This is a genomic window from Streptomyces sp. NPDC059355 (assembly GCF_042752335.1).
Taxonomy (GTDB): Bacteria; Actinomycetota; Actinomycetes; order Streptomycetales; family Streptomycetaceae; genus Streptomyces.
Genome location: NZ_JBHYXN010000001.1, coordinates 61749 through 80139, shown reverse-complemented (window position 1 = coordinate 80139; position 18391 = coordinate 61749). Strand labels below are relative to the sequence as shown.

The following is an 18391-nucleotide window of genomic DNA, read 5'->3' as shown; positions in this document are numbered from 1 at the left end:
CATGGCGGAGTCCAGACTGATCCAGGGCCGTTACCGGTCACTCGATCTGATCGGGCGCGGCGGCATGGGCGAGGTGTGGCGCGCCCGGGACGAGTCGCTGGGCCGGCAGGTCGCGGTGAAATGTCTCAAGCCCCTCGGGCCCGAGCAGGACAACCACTTCACCCAGGTCCTGCGCGAACGGTTCCGCCGCGAAGCGCGCGTCGCCGCCTCCCTCCAGCACCGCGGGGTCACCGTCGTGCACGACTTCGGCGACGACAGCGCCGCCGGCGGCCCCCTCTACCTCGTCATGGAACTCCTCGAGGGCCGCAACCTCAGCCAGCTCCTGGACGACAACGAGACGCGCCCGCTCCCCGTGGACGTGGTCGTCGACACCGCCGAACAGCTCGCCGCCGCCCTCGGCTACACCCACGACCAGGGTGTCGTCCACCGCGATCTGAAACCGGCCAACATCATGCGGCTCACCGACGGCACGGTGAAGATCTGCGACTTCGGCATCGCCCGCCTCGCCCACGACATCGGCTTCACCGCCAAGCTCACCGGCGGCGCCATGGCCATGGGCACCCCGCACTACATGTCGCCCGAGCAGATCGCGGGCGGCGAGGTCGACCACCGCAGCGACCTCTACTCCCTCGGCTGCGTCCTGTACGAGATCGCCACCGGCGCCCCGCCCTTCGACCTCGGCGACTCCTGGTCGGTGCTGGTCGGCCACCGCGACAACGCGCCCGTACCGCTGCGCGAGCACCGCCCCGAGCTGCCCGAGTACTTCGAGCAGGTGGTCCTGGACCTGCTGGCCAAGCGTCCCGAGGACCGCCCCGGCGACGCCCGCCACCTGCACCGGCGGCTCGTCGAGGCCCGCGTCGGCCCGGGCGGCCTGCCCGGCGCCCAGACGCCCCTGCCCGCCTGGGCCGAGGGCATGACCGCGGGCCGCAAAGCGGGCGCCCCGGCCCGCCCCGCGAGCGGCGCCTGGGCCGTGCTCACCGGCTCGTGGACCGCAGGCCGCCCCAGCGGCGAGCACCGGATCCTGCGCCCCGCGGCGGCCGAGGACCCGCGGCTCACCGCGCCCTACGGCGTGCCGTACGGGATCCCGGACGCGACGGGTTCCGACGGCGTGGGCCTCGACGGGGCCGGTCCCGGCGCACTCGCCGCCGGCCACACCCGGGCGTTCGGCCTCAGCCGCGCGGGCCGGCCCGAAGAGGCGCTGGCCGTGTACGAAGCCGTCGTCGCGGGGCGCACCCGGGCGCTCGGCGCCGACCACCCGGACACCCTGGCCGCGCGCCAGGAGGCGGCGTACGAACTGGGCCGGCTCGGACGCCATCGCGAGGCCCACGACGTCTACCGCGCGGTGCTCGTCGCCCGGGAGCGCGCCATGGGTCCGCTCCACCCCGACACGCTGCGCTGCCGCCATAACCTCGCGTGTGAACTCGGGGCGCTGGGCCGGTTCGCGGACGCCCACCGCACCGCCGCCGAGGTCGCCGCCGACCGGGCGGCCGTCCTGGGCGCCGAGCACCCGGACACGCTGCTGACCCGGTACGAGGCCGCGTACGCGCTGGGCCGTCTGGACCGCTGGCAGGAGGCCCTCGACGGGTTCCGCCACGTCGCCGCCGTGCGGGAACGGGTGCTCGGCCGGGACCATCCGGACACCCTCGCCGCCCGCTACGAGGCCGGCATCGCGCTCGGCCGCACCGGCCACGCCGCCCAGGCCCTGGACCTGTTCCGGGGCCTGGTCCGCGACCGCACCCGCGCCTACGGTGCCTGCGACCCCGAGACGCTGCGCGCCCGGCACGTCCTCGGCGTCAACCTGGGCCGGCTGGAGCGCTGGGAGGAGGCCGTGGCCGAGGCCCGGCAGGTGGCCGGGGCCCGGGCCAAGGCGCTCGGCGCCGAACACCCCGACACCCTCGTCAGCCGGCGTGAACTCGCCGTCGGGCTGGGACGGCTGGGCCGCTGGGACGAGGCCCTGCCCGTCTACCGGGAGCTCTCCGGCATCCGCGAGCGCTCCCTCGGCGACGACCATCCGGACACGGTGGCGGCCCACGCCGACGAAGCACACTGTCTGGAGCGGCTCGGGCAGGTGTGTTACCAAGAGCCATGACGAGCTTCGGGCACGATGTATACGACGACGTGATCGTGGGCGGCGGGCACAACGGACTGGTCGCCGCCGCGTACCTGGCCCGGGCGGGCCGTTCGGTGCTGGTCCTGGAGCGGCTCGGGAACACCGGCGGCGCCGCGATCTCCACCCGCCCCTTCGCGGGGGTCGACGCCCGGCTCTCGCGCTACTCGTACCTCGTCTCGCTGCTCCCGGCGAAGATCGTGCGCGATCTGGGGCTGGAGTTCGCCGTCCGCAAGCGCACGGTGTCCTCGTACACGCCGGTCGAGCGGGACGGGCGGGCCGGCGGGCTCCTCGTCGGCGGCGGAGAGTCCCGCACCCGGGAGTCGTTCGCACGGCTGACCGGCTCGGAGCGGGAGTACGAGAGCTGGCGGGCCTTCTACGGGCGGACCGGGCGGCTCGCCGAGAAGGTGTTCCCGACGCTGACCGAGCCGTTGCCCACGCGGGCGGAGCTGCGGGCCCGGATCGACGACGAGGCGGCCTGGCGGATGCTGTTCGAGGAGCCCCTGGGGCGGGCCGTCGAGGAGCACTTCGCCGACGACCTGGTGCGGGGCGTGGTGCTCACGGACGCCCTGATCGGCACTTTCGCGGACGCGCACGAGGCCTCGCTCGTACAGAACCGCTGCTTCCTTTACCACGTCATCGGCGGCGGCACGGGGGACTGGGACGTTCCGGTCGGCGGGATGGGCGCCCTCACCGATGCGCTGGCCGCGGCGGCCAGGGCGGCCGGTGCCGAGATCGCGACCGGGCACGAGGTGCTCCGCATCGAGACGGACGGGCGGGCGCCGGCCGAGGTGACGTTCCGTACGGCGACGGGGGAGGGCCGGGTCGTCGGGCGGACGGTGCTCGTCAACGCCTCGCCGCGGGCCCTGGGCGAACTGCTGGGGGAGGCGGCGGCGCCGGAGCCGGCTCCCGAGGGGGCGCAGCTCAAGGTCAACATGCTGCTGCGCCGGCTGCCGCGGCTGCGGGACACCTCGGTGGATCCGCGCGAGGCCTTCGGCGGGACGTTCCACATCGCCGAGGGGTACGCGGAGCTGGCCCGGGCCCATGCCGAGGCGGCCGCCGGGGAACTGCCGTCCGTACCGCCCTCGGAGATCTACTGCCACTCGCTGACCGACCCCTCGATCCTCGGGCCGGAGCTCGTGGCGCAGGGGTACCAGACACTGACCCTGTTCGGACTGCACACCCCGGCCCGGCTGTTCGAGAAGGACAACCACGGCGCGCGCGAGGTGCTGCTGACCGGCACGCTCGCGCAGCTGGACGCGCACCTCGCGGAGCCGATCACCGACTGCCTGGCCTTCGACGCGGACGGGCGGCCGTGCATCGAGGCGAAGACCCCGCTCGACCTGGAGCGCGAACTGCGGCTGCCCGGCGGGCACATCTTCCACCGGGACCTGTCGTGGCCGTACGCGCAAGACCAGGGCGCCGCGGGCCGCTGGGGCGTGGGGACCCCGTACGCCAACGTCCTGCTGTGCGGCGCGGGCGCCGTGCGCGGAGGCGGCGTCAGCGGGGTCCCCGGCCACAATGCGGCGATGGCCGTCCTGGGGCACTGACCTCGGTTACGCGGCGGGCCCGGCGGGCTCGATGACGACGATCGGGATCTCGCGGTCCGTCTTGCTCTGGTACTCGTCGTAGTCGGCCCAGTGCTTCACCATCACGGGCCAGTACGCGGCGCGCTCCTCGGGGGTCGCCGTACGGGCCGTGCCCTGGAGCACCTTCGGGCCGACCTGGATGCGGACCTCGGGGTGGGCCGTCAGGTTCTTGTACCAGAGCGGGTGCTCGGGGTCGCCGCCCTTGGACGCGACGATGAGGTAGCGGCCGTCGGCCTCGCCGTAGATGAGCGGGGTGCGCACGGCGCTGCCGGAGACCCGGCCCACGGTGGTGAGCAGCAGGGTCTGGGTGCCGTTCCAGTGGTGGCCCTCGGCCCCGTTCGATGCGACGTACTGCTTGACGTGGTCGAGCTGCCAGGTGCCCTGCCGGGGGTCCTTCGGGTGGTCCCAGTCGATGTCGGTGGTCGCCATGTGCCTGTACCTGCCTTCGCTTTCGAGCTGCCTGAGGGGGGGGTTGAACACTCAACGAAACTCAACGAGCGCCAACAGCGTCGGGCACGGTTTTATGCCCTCGGCGCCCTCCCGGCGCCTGTCCCGGCGCCGGGAGGCGCTCTAGGATCGGGCCATGATCGCCGAACTTCAGTGTGTGGTGCTGGACTGTCCGGATCCGCTGCGGCTTGCCGAGTTCTACCGGGAGGTGCTGGGCGGGAGCGTCAACCGGCCGGACCCGCGCTGGACGGTCGACGAGCACTGGGCGACGCTGCACGTCCCGTCGGGCCAGGTGCTCGCCTTCCAGCGGGTCGCGGACCACGGGCCGCCGCGCTGGCCGGACCCCGCCCATCCGCAGCAGTTCCACCTGGACTTCGCGGTGGCGGACCTGGACCGGGCGCAGGAGCAGGTGCTGGCCTGCGGCGCGGAGCTGCTGGATGCCCGCACCGGCGCCGTCCCCGACGACTGGCGCGTCTTCGCGGACCCCGCGGGCCACCCGTTCTGCCTGGTCCGCGAGGCTTGACTCGGCCGCGGCGGCGGCCCTGACGCGGCCGCCGCCGCCCCTGGAGCGGCCGTACCGCCGTACCCCCGGTGCCTCAGTCCGTCGCGCGGGTCCAGCCGGTGGCCCGGATGCGGGACGCGTCGGCCGGGCGGTCCTCCGCGAAGAGGAGCCGGGCCGGTTCCGTCACCCGTACGACGTCCACGTACACCCCGCGGCCGACGTAGCGGCCGGTCGCGGTGTGGCGGAAGCGCAGGTGGACCGGGCGGCCCGCCCAGGCGGTGAGCGGGGCCTCCAGGCGGTGCCAGATGCGGCCGGACCAGCCGCCGGCGCTGCCCCGCGGCCACTGCTCGGGGGCGCCGCCCGTCGATCGCAGCGTGCTGAACGCCAGCGGCTCCCAGGTCTGCCCGTCGGCCGAGGCCTCCAGGTGGAAGGCGCCCTCGCCGGGCACGGTGTCCCACCACACGGCGCAGCGCAGCCGGGCCGCGGCCGTGGCCGGGGTCAGCGGCGGCAGGGTGAGGGTGCCGGAGCCGCCGGTCTCCATGCCGGAGTACCAGGCCGCGCCGCCGTGCTTCGTACGGACCGGGACGGCGCGGGCGAAGCGGTTGCCGACGGCGACGCGCGGTGCGCTGCCGGCCCGCCAGGTGCGCACGGGGTGAACGGAGTTGCCGAGCAGGATGAGGAAGGAGTCGGTGGAGGGGTCCAGCACCAGGGAGGTGCCGGTGAAGCCGGTGTGGCCGGCGGAGTGCGGGGTGGCCATGGCGCCCATGTACCAGTGCTGGTAGAGCTCGAAGCCGAGGCCGTGGTCGTCGCCGGGGAAGGCGGTGTTGAAGTCGGTGAAGAGCAGCTCGACGGAGGCGGGGCGCAGGATGCGCCTGCCGGCGTAGACACCGCCGTCGAGGAGGGTGCGGGCGAGGACGGCCAGGTCGAAGGCGGTGCCGAAGACGCCTGCGTGGCCGGCGACGCCACCGAGGGCGTACGCGTTCTCGTCGTGGACCTCGCCCCAGACCAGCCCGCGGTCCAGGCCGGACCAGGGGGGCCGCTGGATCTCGGTGGCGGCGGTGACGCGGCGCCAGGAGAGCGGTGGGCTGTAACGAGTGCGGTGCATCCCGAGCGGAGCGGTGATCTCGTCGTGGAGCAGGAGATCCAGAGTGTGACCGGTGATCCGTTCCAGGAGCAGCTGGAGCGCGATGAGGTTGAGGTCCGAGTACCGGTACACCGTTCCGGGGGTGTCCTGCGGGCGCACGCCCCACAGCATCCTCAGCTGCCCCTCCCGGGTGGGCTGCTGGTAGAAGGGAGCCCACGAGCGCAGCCCCGAGGTGTGCGTGAGCAACTGGCGTACCGTGATCAGCTCTTTGCCGCCGCCGGTGAACTCGGGCAGGTACCGGTCCACCGGAGCCTCCAGCTCCAACCGGCCGCGCTCCATCTGCTGCACGGCCAGGAGCGAGGTGAACAGCTTGGTCAGCGACGCCAGGTCGAAGACGGTGTCCTCGGCCATCGGGATGCGCTGCGCCGCCGGGAACTCCCGGACCCGGTCGGTGCGCCCGTCGTAGTCCGCGTACCGCACGGCCTCGCCCATCGCGCGGTGCAGGGCGATCGTGCGGCCCCGGCCGGCGAGCAGCACGGCCCCGGCGTAGTAAGGGTGCTCGGGGGAGGGGCCGAGGAACCGCCGGGCCTCGTCGGCCGCCGCCTCCAGATGCCTCTCGACCAGCCCCGCCTGCCGCGGCGACCCGTACCGCAGGCGCAGCCCCTGCAGGGCCCGCCGCTCGGCCGGATTGCCCGCGGCCCCGGCGGCCCCGGGGAGCGCGGCATGCAGGAGCAGTACCCCGCCCAGCGCCAACAGCCGCCCGCCGAGCCGACGTCGGCTCAGCCCGGCCCTCGGCGCCCCCGCTTCGGCAGCCCGGGCTCCGGCAGCCCCGGCCCCCGGCGCCCCGGCTCCGCCCGGCCCGGCAGCCCCGGCCTCCCCGGGCCTTCCCGCCGCGGCCCCGCCGAGTGGCGCCGTGCCCGCCGCGGCCGGGTCCGCCGACCGGGCCCGGCTTCCGCGGCGTGTTTTCCCGTCCCCCGTGTGCTCCTCCACCACCGGCCTCCTGTTCGCCGAACCGCCCTCCGGAAGTATCTGCCCGCCGGCGCGGCGGGCCTCGCACCGACCGGCCCGTAAAGAATCTGACGAGTCATCAGAAATCTCTTCCCTCGGCCGCCGGGCTGCGGCATGCTGCCGCCCATGGAGACGGAGCTGAGCAGGAAACTGGGAGTCGAGCACGCCATCTTCGGCTTCACGCCCTTTCCGGCGGTCGCCGCGGCCATCACCCGCGCCGGCGGCTTCGGTGTCCTCGGCGCCGTCCGCTACACCGCCCCCGACGACCTCAAACGCGACCTCGACTGGATGCAGGAGCACACCGACGGCAAGCCGTACGGCCTCGACGTCGTCATGCCGGCCAAGAAGGCCGTCGACGGCGTCAGCGAGGCCGACATCGAGGCGATGATCCCGGCCGCGCACCGCGCCTTCGTCCGCGACACCCTCGCCAGGCACCACGTCCCCGAGCTGGCGGAGGGCGAGGCCTCCGGCTGGCGGATCACGGGATGGATGGAGCAGGTCGCCCGCAACCAGCTCGACGTCGCCTTCGACTACCCCATCAAACTCCTGGCGAACGCCCTCGGTTCCCCGCCCGCCGACGTCATCGCGCGCGCCCACGACCACGGCGTCCTCGTCGCCGCCCTCGCCGGCAGCGCCAAGCACGCCCGCCGCCACGCCGAGGCCGGCATCGACATCGTCGTCGCCCAGGGCTACGAGGCAGGCGGGCACACCGGCGACATCGCCACGATGGTCCTCGTCCCCGAGGTCGCCGAGGCCGTCGCCCCGCTCCCCGTCCTCGCCGCGGGCGGCATCGGCAGCGGCGAGCAGATCGCCGCCGGCCTCGCCCTCGGCGCCCAGGGCGCCTGGCTCGGCTCCCTCTGGCTCACCACCACCGAGGCCGACCTGCACTCCCGCGCCCTGACCGGGAAGCTGCTCGCAGCCGGCTCCGGGGACACCGTCCGCTCCCGCGCCCTCACCGGCAAGCCGGCCCGCCAGCTCCGCACCGAGTGGACCGACGCCTGGGACGACCCGGCAGGCCCCGGCGCGCTCCCGATGCCGCTCCAGGGCCTGCTCGTCGCCGAGGCCGTCTCCCGCATCCAGAAGTACGAGGTCCAGCCGCTGCTCGGCACCCCGGTCGGTCAGATCGTCGGCCGGATGAACTCCGAACGCAGCGTCCAGGCCGTCTTCGACGACCTCACCGGCGGCTTCGAGCGCGCCATCGACCGCATCAACCGCATCGCCGGCCGGGCCTGAGAGGTGTGATCATCATGAGTGGCACGAGTGAGCAGCCCTGGGAGTCCCCCCGGACGCAGTCTGGGGGAGGTTTCTGGGCCCAGGCGGCCGCCCACCCCGGGCGCACCGTACTGATCACGCCCGAGGGGGAGGAGTGGAGCGCCGGCCGGCTGCACGCCGACGTCAACCGCCTCGTCCACGGACTGCGCGCCGCCGGACTGGAGCAGGGCGACGTCTTCGCCGTCGTCCTGCCCAACGGCGTCGAGTTCCTCACCGCCTACCTCGCCGCCTCCCAGGCCGGCTTCTACCTGGTCCCGGTCAACCACCACCTCGTCGGCCCCGAGATCGCCTGGATCGTCTCCGACTCCGGCGCCAAGGTCCTCATCGCCCACGAGCGTTTCGCCGAGGCCGCCACCGCCGCGGCCGACGAGGCGGGCCTGCCCGCGAGCCACCGCTACGCCGTCGGAGCGGTCGCGGGCTTCCACCCGTACGACCGGCTCCTCGGCGGGCAGCCGGAGACCCCGCCCGAGGGGCGTACCCTCGGCTGGGTCATGAACTACACCTCCGGCACCACCGGTCGCCCGCGCGGCATCCGCCGCCCGCTGCCCGGCAAGCTCCCGGAGGAGACGCACCTCGGCGGCTTCCTCGCCATCTTCGGCATCCGCCCGTTCGACGGCAACGTCCACCTGGTCTGCTCGCCGCTCTACCACACCGCCGTACTCCAGTTCGCGGGCGCCGCCCTGCACATCGGGCACCCGCTGGTCCTGATGGACCGCTGGACCCCGCAGGAGATGCTGCGGCTCATCGACGGCCACTCCTGCACGCACACCCACATGGTCCCGACGCAGTTCCACCGGCTCCTCGCGCTGCCGCAGGAGACGAAGGACGCGTACGACGTCTCCTCGATGCGGCACGCGATCCACGGGGCCGCGCCCTGCCCGGACCACGTCAAGCGGGCGATGATCGACTGGTGGGGCACCTGCGTGGAGGAGTACTACGCGGCCAGCGAGGGCGGCGGCGCCTTCGCCACCGCCGAGGACTGGCTGAAGAAGCCGGGAACGGTCGGCAAGGCCTGGCCGATCAGCGAGCTCGCCGTCTTCGACGACGACGGCAACCGGCTGCCCCCCGGCGAACTCGGCACCGTCTACCTGAAGATGAACACCGGCGGCTTCAGCTACCACAAGGACGAGGGCAAGACGAAGAAGAACCGCATCGGCGACTTCTTCACGGTGGGCGACCTCGGGCTGATCGACGAGGACGGGTACCTCTTCCTGCGCGACCGCAAGATCGACATGATCATCTCAGGCGGGGTCAACATCTACCCGGCCGAGATCGAGTCGGCCCTGCTCACCCACCCGGCGGTCGCGGACGCCGCCGCCTTCGGGATCCCGCACGCCGACTGGGGCGAGGAGGTCAAGGCGGTCGTCGAACCGGCCGAGGGCTTCGTCGCCGGGGACGCACTGGCCGCGGAGATCCTGCACCACTGCGAGCGGCAGCTCGCCGGCTTCAAGCGGCCGAAGTCGGTCGACTTCATCGAGACGATGCCGCGCGACCCGAACGGCAAGCTGTACAAGCGGCGGCTGCGCGATCCGTACTGGGAGGGCCGCGAGCGCGCGATGTGAGCGCCGTGAGTGTGGCGGACCAGGACCCGAGTCCCGCGACCCGAGCTCCCGGCCCCGGTCCGCCACGCCCGAGATTTCGTGAGAAGTGCCACGTCAGAGCCTCGGATGTGTTCCTTGCGCCGCACTCGGGGGACACTTCTGGCAAGTTGGCTGATATGAGTACGGCTACCCGCAGATTGCCCCTGACCGACTGGACCGTCGTGGTCCCCGTGGTGGCGCTCCTCGCGCTCGTCTTCAGCTGGGGACGCGATCTGCCCGGATTCGCCGTGGCCCTGGTCGCCCTCTGCCTCGGGGGCGCGGTGCTGGCGGCCGTGCACCACGCCGAGGTCGTCGCCCACCGGGTGGGCGAACCGTTCGGCTCGCTGGTCCTGGCCGTCGCCGTCACCGTCATCGAAGTGGCCCTCATCGTCACCCTGATGGCCGATGGCGGCGACAAGACCGCCTCCCTCGCCCGGGACACCGTCTTCGCAGCCGTCATGATCACCTGCAACGGCATCGTCGGCCTGTCGCTGCTCGTCGGAGCCCTGCGCAACCGGGTCGCCGTCTTCAACGCCGAGGGCTCGGGCGCGGCCCTGGCCACCGTGGCCACCCTGGCCACCCTCAGCCTGGTCCTGCCGACGTTCACCACCAGCAAGCCGGGCCCGGAGTTCTCCACCGCCCAGCTGACCTTCGCCGCCGTCGCCTCGCTCGCCCTGTACGGGCTGTTCATCGCCGTCCAGACGGTCCGTCACCGCGACTACTTCCTGCCGGTGGCCACCGAGGCCGGTACGGAGAAGGCGGCCGGGGCCCCCGACGGCGGCGCGGCGGACGGGGACGGCGACGGGGAACACGCCGCGCCGCCCACCTCCCGCGCCGCCCTGGTCAGCCTCGGCCTGCTGCTCGTCGCACTCATCGCGGTGGTCGGCGACGCCAAGGCCGTCTCGCCCACCATCGAGGCGGGCGTCGCCAAAGCGGGCCTGCCCAACGCCGTCGTCGGTGTGATCATCGCCCTGCTGGTACTGGCCCCCGAGACCCTCGCCGCCGTCCGCGCCGCCCGCCGCGACCGCGTCCAGACCAGCCTCAACCTGGCCTACGGCTCCGCCATCGCCAGCATCGGACTGACCATCCCGGCCATCGCCCTCGCCACCATCTGGCTGTCCGGACCGCTGCTGCTCGGCCTCGGGCCGATCCACATGGTGCTGCTCGCCCTGACCGTGGTGGTCAGCGCCCTCACCATCGCGCCCGGCCGGGCCACCCTGCTGCAAGGCGGCGTGCACCTCGTACTGCTGGCCGCGTACCTCTTCCTCGCCGTCAGCCCCTGAGCCCCCTGCGGGGCCGGAACGATCCGGCCCCGCAGGGGCTGACGGGGATCAGCGCCGCTCGCGCGGCCAGACCACCTTCAGCTGCGGCGAGGTGAGGATGTCCCGCTCGCAGAACCGCGAGGTCACCCACCGCTCCTGCGAGAACAGCCGGGTCTGGTCCGCGTAGTGCGGCGAGTTCGGGTTCGACGACTGGCCGTACGTGAGCAGCGTGCGCGCCACCGGGCAGCGGCCGCCGTCCCAGCCGACCGCCTGGATGTGGCTGGAGCCGTGCACGACCTCCGGGTAGCCGCCGGCCGCCGCGTTCCACGGCGCCTCGATCTTGTTCCACACGCCGAGGGCCTCGGTGCCGCCCGGCACCGGCAGCTTCTGCCCGCCGCGCACCACGAACTGGTGCTCGCCGAGCGGCGCGTCCGGCGCGATGCCGGCCGCCCCGAGCTCCGCGACGGTGTCCGCGAGGGCCCGACCGAGCCCGGGCGCCGCCCGGTTGAGCGTACGGGGCGTGCGTACGGGGTCGGCCGCCGAGAACGGCACCAGCCACAGGTCCTTGGCCGGCGTGCTCGCGGTCAGCTTGCGCCAGAACCGGTCGAAGAGCAGCGCGCCGCGGCTGCCGGTGTCAGCCGTACGGTCCCAGCCCGCCAGCACCGCGCAGGCCCCCGAGACGTCCACCGGCCGGCCGTCGCTCGCGGTCGCCGCGCCGCCGGGCAGGGCGGCGCAGGCCTTCGCCGCGTCGGCCGCCGCCAGGTCACCGGCCGGCACCCGGTTCGCGAACTGCTGCTTCTGCAGGTCCGCCACGGTCAGCCCGCCCTTGGCGGCCATCGCGGAGACGTCCTCCACCGCGCCCCGGGTGCGCAGCGAACGCGTGGTGCCGAGGCTCCCCCAGATCCGCTCGTAGCCGGTCACCGGCGTCTCGGCATTGGCCAGCCAGGCGCTGTCGTTGGAGTTCTCGGCGTACGGGGCGTCGCGCAGCGTCGGCGCCTTCGCCGGGCCGAACACCCCGGGCTGCACCGCGTCCGGGTCCGAGCCGAGCGCGCAGTCGCCGCGCGCACCGTCGAGCACCGCGAGCCCGGACGCCGGGTACGTGGCCCTGCCGAGCGGGGTGGAGCAGCGGGCGGCGAGCTCGTCGGTGATCCGGGGGAGCACCTGGGACTGGGTGAACAGGGTCCCGCCGGCCGAGTCCGCGGCGATCGTGTTGACCCAGGGCAGGCCCTGCGTCCGCTTCAGCGCGTCCTGGATCCCGGCGACGGAGCGGGCCTTGCCGATGGCGAGGGCGGTGTCGGACCCCCGCAGGTTGGCCGCGTTCGGGTCGTTCAGCGCGTACGCCGTGCCGGCCGTCCAGGGCAGCGGCAGGCCCGGGCCGAGGCCGGTGACCACGGGCCCGTACCGGGTCCACCACTGGGTCCGGGTGACGGGGGAGCCGCCGCCCGCCACCTGGACGCCGACCTGGCGCTGCGTCATCTTCTCCGGCTTGCCGTCGACCAGGTAGGCGGTCGGGTCGGCCGGGTCCAGCGTGAGCTGGTGCAGGTTGACGGGGGTGCCGGTGGCCACGGTGTGGCTCCAGGCCACCTTCTCGTTGAAGCCGATGTTCACCACGGGGGTGCCGAGCAGGGAGCCGCCGGAGACGTTCAGCTCGCCGGGTATGGTCTGCTGCGACTGCCAGAACCTGCGGCCGCCCTGCCAGGGGTAGTGCGGGTTCCCGAGCAGGAGGCCGTGGCCGTTCGCGGTGGTGGAGCCGCTGAAGGCCACCGCGTTGGAGCCCATGTCGTAGCGCCCCGTGTCGAAGAAGGCCCGCGCCGCCTCGGCGGCGGTGGCCGGGTCGGTGGCCGGGCCGCCGGTGGGGGAGGCCGCCCTGCCCGGCGGCTGCGCCGCGGCGATGTCGTCGACGGCGCGCCCCTGGCCCCCGATCACCGAGACGGCGAAGGCGCGGGCGGCCACGTCGACGGCGCTGACCGGGCGCACCCAGGCGGCGCCCTTGCAGGCCGGGTCGGTGATCTTGTTCTGGGCCAGCCAGGCGTTGTACCCGGCGGCCCAGCCGCGCATCAGCTCCTTGAGGTCCCGGGTGGGACCGGCCGGGGCGGGCGCGGCGAGCAGCTTCTCGACGGTGCCGGCCTCCCGGACCCCCTTGAAGTACAGGTCGCTGGTGAGGTTCCTGCTCGCGGAGGAGAGCGAGCCGTCGGTCGCCGCGTCGGCCCCGAACCAGCGCGAGCGCTCGCCGGCCACGGTCACGAACCCGTCGGCGAGCACACAGGCCTGGTCGGCGGCCTGGGCCCAGCCGGTGCCGAAGCCGAGGTGCGCGTAGTCCTGGGCCAGGATGTGCGGGATGCCGTTCTCGGTGTACCGGATGACGGCCGACAGGCCGCCGCCGGAGGGCCCGTGATCGGCGCCGGAGGTCGCGGCCGAGGCCTGCGGGGCCGCCGCGGTGACCGCGAGCAGGGCGGCGCCGAGGAGCGCGGCGCGCCGGAGGAGCGGACGGGTGCGTCCGTGTCGGTCGAACGAGTGCAACGTGCCTCCCAAGTAGCCTGCGGATGGGCTGAGTTGCCCGTGGTACAGGCGGTGCTTGTGTGCCCCCACACTCATGCAGGCCGCTTGACGATCTGTCAACATCCCGTTTGGTATCCCGGTTGTCGGGGTTATTGACCTTGGGTGTACGCGGAGACGAGGATCACGCCATGACGGCAGCGCGGGCGGTACGGCAGAACACGGTCGACGGGCTGGTGCGCGACAGCGCGCTGCGGGTCCCGGACCGGCAGGCCGTCCGCTACCGCGAACGGACGTGGACGTACGCGGAGCTCGACGCCGCCGTCTCCACCGGCGCGGCCGTCCTGCGGGAGCGGTACGGGCTGGCCGACGGCGACCGGGTCGCGACCTTCGCCCACAACTCCGACGCCTATCTGATCGCCTTCCTCGCCTGCGCCCGCGCCGGGCTGACGCACGTCCCGGTGAACCAGAACCTCACCGGCGAGGACCTCGCGTACATCCTCGGCGACTGCACGAGCGCGCTGGTCCTGGCCGACCCGGACCTGGCCGCGCGGATCCCCGAGGGGCATGCCGTACGGCCGCTGCGCGACGCGCCCGGCTCCTTCCTGGCGGAGCTCGCCGATCCGCTGCCGTTCGTACCGGACCGCGACCCGTACGCAGTGGTGCAGCTGCTCTACACCTCGGGGACCACCGCGCTGCCCAAGGGCGCGATGATGACGCACAAGGCACTGGTCCACGAGTACGAGAGTGCGATCGAGGCGCTGGACCTTGCCGAGGCGGACCGGCCGGTGCACTCGCTGCCGCTCTACCACTCGGCGCAGATGCACGTCTTCCTGCTGCCCTACCTGGCCGTGGGCGCGCGGAACACGATCCTGGACGCACCGGTCGCCGAGGAGGTCTTCGCCCTGGTGGAGGCGGGCCTGGCGGACAGCCTGTTCGCGCCGCCCACGGTGTGGATCGGGCTCGCGAACCACCCGGACTTCGGCCGGCGCGAGCTGGGCGCGCTGCGCAAGGCGTACTACGGGGCCTCGATCATGCCGGTGCCCGTGCTGGAGCGGCTGCGGGCCCGGCTGCCCGGGCTCGGCTTCTACAACTGTTTCGGGCAGAGCGAGATCGGCCCGCTGGCCACGGTCCTGGGACCGGACGAGCACGAGGGGCGGATGGACTCCTGCGGGCGGCCGGTCCGCCACGTCGAGGCGAAGGTCGTCGACGAGGACGGCGCGCAGGTGCCGGACGGCACGGCGGGCGAGGTGGTGTACCGCTCGCCCCAGCTCTGCCTGGGGTACTGGAACGACCCCGAGGCGACGAAGAAGGCCTTCCGGGACGGCTGGTTCCGCTCCGGGGACCTCGCGGTGCGGGACACGGAGGGGTACTTCACGGTCGTCGACCGGGTGAAGGACGTCATCAACTCGGGCGGAGTGCTGGTGGCCTCCCGGCAGGTCGAGGACGCGCTGTACACCCACCCGGGGGTGGCCGAGGCGGCGGTGGTGGGCCTGCCCGACGAGCGGTGGATCGAGGCGGTCACGGCGGTCGTGGTGCCGCGCGGGGAGGTGACGGAGGCGGAGCTGCTGGTCTACGCGCGCGAGAGGCTGGCCCATTTCAAGGCCCCGAAGCGGGTGCTGTTCGTGGACGCCCTCCCGCGCAACGCCAGCGGCAAGATCCTCAAGCGGGAGCTCCGGGACCGCTTCGGGCAGGCGGACCGCGAGGACCGGTAGGCCCGGCAAAAAGCCGGTAGGCCCCGTGAAACCGGCAGGACGGGCAGGACCGGCAGGACCGCCCGGCCGGCCGGCCGGGGCCTCACTCCGCCGGCAGGCCGGTGTCCCGCAGGCGGCGGGCGGTGAGGTGTTCGTGGACCAGGCGCCCGACCAGGGCGCCGCCGTAGACCACGAAGCCGACACCGACCAGCCAGGACTGCACGACCAGCAGCGTGCCGAAGGGGCCGTACGTCACGGCGTTGGAGGCGATCAGCGGGGAGAACACCAGCTGGGAGAAGACTCGCAGGCCGAGCAGGCCGAGGCTGGTCGCCACCGCCCCAGGCAGCAGGGCCCGCCAGCGGACCCGGCCGCCGAGCAGCAGCCGCTGGGAGCCCCAGAAGAAGAGGGTGGTGCCGACCAGGTCGCCGGTGGTGCCGAGGATCGTGCCGACGGCGTCGTTCGACGGTGCGGGGATCTCGACGAGCAGCGCGAGGTAGCAGACCAGCAGGGCCAGCCAGACGACGTGCCGCCACATGGTGTGCCAGCGGGCGGTGGGCAGGTCCCAGACCTTCTCGTAGCCGGTCTGCACGGCCGAGCCGAACGTCAGGCCGAAGACGGCGAGGGCCGCGAGTCCGAACGCGGTGGTCCGCTCGAGCGCCAGGTCGGCCGCGCCGAACAGCATCTCGACCCGGGCCCGCGAGGACTCGGTGACCCCGAGGGCCTGGCCGAGCCAGCGCCCGAAGCCGGAGCCGCTGCCGGGGGCGGCGGCCGCGACGACGACCAGCAGCGGCACCAGGGTCAGGAAGCCGAGGGCGGCGAAGCCCATGGCCCGGTGCATGAGCTCCATCTCCCGCCCCCGGCTCCACGCCAGCCCGGCCGGGGAGCCCTGGAGCCGGTCGTGGAGCTGGCGGAAGATCGAGGTCACGCCTCATGGACTACCCGGACGGACCCGTCGGCTCTCGGAGGCTCCCCCGAAGTAGGCCCGAAGGGGTGGTTTCACGGCGCCGCCCACGGCCTCCCGGTCGGCTATCGCGGCTCGCGCAGGTCCATCAGCCGCTTGATCTTGCCCACCGACCGCTCCAGCGTCTCCGGATCGACCACCTCGACCGCCACGGAGACCCCGATGCCGTCCTTGACCGCGCGGACCACGGCGGCGGCCGCGGACTCCCGCTGGGCGGAATCCGCCTCGCGGCGCGCCTCCACCCGCACGGTCAGGGAGTCCATCCGGCCCTCCCGGGTCAGCCGCAGCTGGAAGTGCGGGGCCAGACCGGGCGTGCGGAGCAGGATCTCCTCGATCTGCGTCGGGTAGAGGTTGACCCCGCGCAGGATGATCATGTCGTCGCTGCGGCCGGTCACCTTCTCCATCCGCCGGAACGCCGGCCGGGCCGTACCGGGCAGCAGCCGGGTCAGGTCCCGGGTCCGGTACCGGATGATCGGCATGGCCTCCTTGGTCAGCGAGGTGAACACCAGCTCCCCTGACGCGCCCTCCGGCAGCACCTCGCCGGTGAACGGGTCCACGACCTCCGGATAGAAGTGGTCCTCCCAGATGTGCAGGCCGTCCTTGGTCTCGACGCATTCCTGGGCCACGCCCGGGCCCATCACCTCGGACAGGCCGTAGATGTCCACCGCCTCGATGTCGAGCCGCTGCTCGATCTCCCGGCGCATCTCCTCGGTCCACGGCTCCGCGCCGAATATCCCGGTACGCAGCGAGGTGCCGCGCGGGTCGATCCCCTGGCGCTCCATCTCGTCCAGCAGCGTGAGCATGTACGAGGGCGTCACCATGATGACCTCCGGCCGGAAGTCCTGGATCAGCCGGACCTGCCGGTCGGTCATCCCGCCGGACGCGGGGACGACCGTGCAGCCGAGCCGCTCCGCGCCGTAGTGCGCGCCGAGGCCTCCGGTGAACAGGCCGTACCCGTACGCGACGTGCACCATCTGGCCCGGTCTGCCGCCCGCCGCCCGGATCGACCGGGCCACCACGTCCGCCCAGGTGGAGAGGTCCCCGTCGGTGTACCCGACGACGGTGGGGCGGCCGGTGGTGCCGCTGGAGGCGTGGATGCGGCGGACCTCGGAACGCGGCACGGCGAACATGCCGAAGGGGTACTGGTCGCGCAGGTCGGCCTTGGTGGTGAAGGGGAAGAGGGCGAGATCGGCGAGGGAGCGGCAGTCGTCGGGGTGTACCCCGGCCTTGTCGAAGGCCTGCCGGTAGTGCGGCACCCGCTCGTAGGCGTGGCTCAAGGTGGCGCGCAGCCGCCGCAGCTGGAGCGCGGCCAGCTCGTCACCGCTGAGCCGCTCGCCGTCGTCGTGGACATCCGCATGCGCCGTCATGCCGTCACCTCATCTTGAACCGTGTACCGGAGCCTTGATTCGAGTTAACCGACCGATCATTCGGTAGATTGCCCCAGCCCGGCGGCTAAATCAATGACTCGAACGAGTGATCGCATGATGGGATGGGCCCATGCCGATCTTCACCAGTCACGACGGAACCGAACTCGCCTACCACGTCCGCGGCGAGGGTGAGCCGCTCGTCTGCCTCCCCGGCGGTGCGATGCGGGCCTCCGCCTACCTGGGCGACCTCGGCGGGCTGGCCGCCGGCCGCCGGCTGGTCCTCCTCGACCTGCGGGGCACGGGCGACTCGGCCGTCCCGGCCGACGCGTCCACGTACCGGGTCGACCACCAGGTCGCCGACGTGGAGGCGCTCCGGATCCACCTCGGCCTGGAGCGCATGGACGTACTGGCCCACTCCGCCGGCGGCAACCTCGCCCAGCTGTACGCGGCCGCGCACCCCGACCGGCTGCGCCGCCTGGCCCTGATCACCCCGACCTGCTGGGCCGTGGGCCTCGACTCGACCCCGGAGCAGCGCCTGGAGGTGGTCCGGAAGCGGGCGGGCGGCGAGCCGTGCGACACGGCCGTCGCCGCGTACGAGCGGATCCTCGGCATCCTGGCGGCCGGCGGCGCCCCCACCCCGGCGCACTGGCGCGAGACGATGCCCCTCGCCTACGGGCGCTGGGACGAGGAGGTGCGCGCCCACATCGACGCGAGCGACCGCGAGAAGAACGCGGCGGCGAGCGCCGCCTTCGCGGGCCCCGGCGCCTTCGACCCGCCCGCCACCCGGGCCGCCCTGCTGCGCGTGGCCGGCGAGGTGCTGGTGCTGGCCGGGGAACTGGACAGCAACCCCACGGCCGGCCTCGCCGCCGAACTCGCGGGGCTCTTCCCGCAGGGCGTGGCAGACGTCCAGCCGGGCGGCGCGCACTTCCCGTGGCTGGACGACCCCCGGTGGTTCGCGGCGCGCGTGGAGCGCTTCCTGGCCACCGGAGCCTGACCGGCGGCCGAGGCCGCTCCGCTCCGGC

General features: G+C 73.7%; 13 protein-coding genes. 8 read left to right on the top strand and 5 right to left on the bottom strand.

The features are described from left to right. Position 1 precedes the first annotated feature (1 nt). Both ACFXGI_RS00345 and ACFXGI_RS00340 read left to right on the top strand, forming a co-directional pair. Entirely contained in the window at positions 2-2089 is a 2088-nt protein-coding gene (locus tag ACFXGI_RS00345; protein WP_384700989.1) for a tetratricopeptide repeat protein, read from the top strand. Continuing rightward, positions 2086-3657, top strand: a complete 1572-nt coding sequence (locus ACFXGI_RS00340) for a phytoene desaturase family protein (protein WP_384700987.1) — start codon at positions 2086-2088, stop codon at positions 3655-3657. The genes ACFXGI_RS00345 and ACFXGI_RS00340 overlap by 4 nt, the downstream gene beginning before the upstream one ends. Positions 3658-3663: 6 nt before the next feature. Here ACFXGI_RS00340 and ACFXGI_RS00335 read toward each other — a convergent pair whose 3' ends face one another. Then, on the bottom strand, positions 3664-4125 hold the full coding sequence (locus ACFXGI_RS00335) for a nitroreductase family deazaflavin-dependent oxidoreductase (RefSeq protein ID WP_384700984.1): 462 nt from the start codon (positions 4123-4125) through the stop codon (positions 3664-3666). Between the two features lie 154 nt (positions 4126-4279). Between ACFXGI_RS00335 and ACFXGI_RS00330 the strand changes: the two genes are divergently transcribed. Continuing rightward, positions 4280-4666, top strand: coding sequence for a VOC family protein (locus ACFXGI_RS00330; RefSeq protein ID WP_384700981.1), 387 nt, complete (start codon positions 4280-4282; stop codon positions 4664-4666). A 73-nt stretch (positions 4667-4739) separates the two neighbouring features. Here the strand turns inward: ACFXGI_RS00330 and ACFXGI_RS00325 are convergent, their stop codons facing one another. Beyond that, positions 4740-6512, bottom strand: coding sequence for a serine hydrolase (locus ACFXGI_RS00325; RefSeq protein WP_384701802.1), 1773 nt, complete (start codon positions 6510-6512; stop codon positions 4740-4742). Between the two features lie 351 nt (positions 6513-6863). On the opposite strand from ACFXGI_RS00325, the gene ACFXGI_RS00320 reads away from it, so the two are divergent. The 3 genes from ACFXGI_RS00320 (at position 6864) to ACFXGI_RS00310 (ending at position 10872) form a co-directional block, all read left to right on the top strand. Next, positions 6864-7970: a nitronate monooxygenase gene (locus ACFXGI_RS00320; protein WP_384700978.1), complete on the top strand. Its 1107-nt coding sequence runs from the start codon at positions 6864-6866 to the stop codon at positions 7968-7970. Positions 7971-7984: 14 nt separating this feature from the next. After that, positions 7985-9571 carry an acyl-CoA synthetase gene (locus ACFXGI_RS00315; protein WP_384700974.1) on the top strand — a complete coding sequence of 529 codons (1587 nt, stop codon included), beginning with the start codon at positions 7985-7987 and terminating at the stop codon, positions 9569-9571. Positions 9572-9726: 155 nt separating this feature from the next. Further along, a complete protein-coding gene (locus tag ACFXGI_RS00310; RefSeq protein WP_384700971.1) occupies positions 9727-10872 on the top strand; it encodes a calcium:proton antiporter in 1146 nt (381 codons plus the stop codon). Between the two features lie 48 nt (positions 10873-10920). Here ACFXGI_RS00310 and ACFXGI_RS00305 read toward each other — a convergent pair whose 3' ends face one another. Beyond that, on the bottom strand, positions 10921-13371 hold the full coding sequence (locus ACFXGI_RS00305; RefSeq protein ID WP_384700968.1) for a penicillin acylase family protein: 2451 nt from the start codon (positions 13369-13371) through the stop codon (positions 10921-10923). A gap of 167 nt (positions 13372-13538) precedes the next feature. On the opposite strand from ACFXGI_RS00305, the gene ACFXGI_RS00300 reads away from it, so the two are divergent. Then, positions 13539-15062: a fatty acyl-CoA synthetase gene (locus ACFXGI_RS00300; protein WP_384700964.1), complete on the top strand. Its 1524-nt coding sequence runs from the start codon at positions 13539-13541 to the stop codon at positions 15060-15062. Positions 15063-15144: 82 nt separating this feature from the next. On the opposite strand, the gene ACFXGI_RS00295 is transcribed toward ACFXGI_RS00300, so the two are convergent. Together ACFXGI_RS00295 and paaK are read right to left on the bottom strand one after the other, a co-directional pair. Continuing rightward, positions 15145-15966: a YhjD/YihY/BrkB family envelope integrity protein gene (locus ACFXGI_RS00295; protein WP_384700961.1), complete on the bottom strand. Its 822-nt coding sequence runs from the start codon at positions 15964-15966 to the stop codon at positions 15145-15147. A 101-nt stretch (positions 15967-16067) separates the two neighbouring features. After that, positions 16068-17369, bottom strand: a complete 1302-nt coding sequence (gene paaK, locus ACFXGI_RS00290) for a phenylacetate--CoA ligase PaaK (protein ID WP_384700958.1) — start codon at positions 17367-17369, stop codon at positions 16068-16070. Between the two features lie 130 nt (positions 17370-17499). Between paaK and ACFXGI_RS00285 the strand changes: the two genes are divergently transcribed. Further along, a complete protein-coding gene (locus ACFXGI_RS00285) occupies positions 17500-18363 on the top strand; it encodes an alpha/beta fold hydrolase (RefSeq protein ID WP_384700955.1) in 864 nt (287 codons plus the stop codon). Positions 18364-18391: the final 28 nt, after the last annotated feature.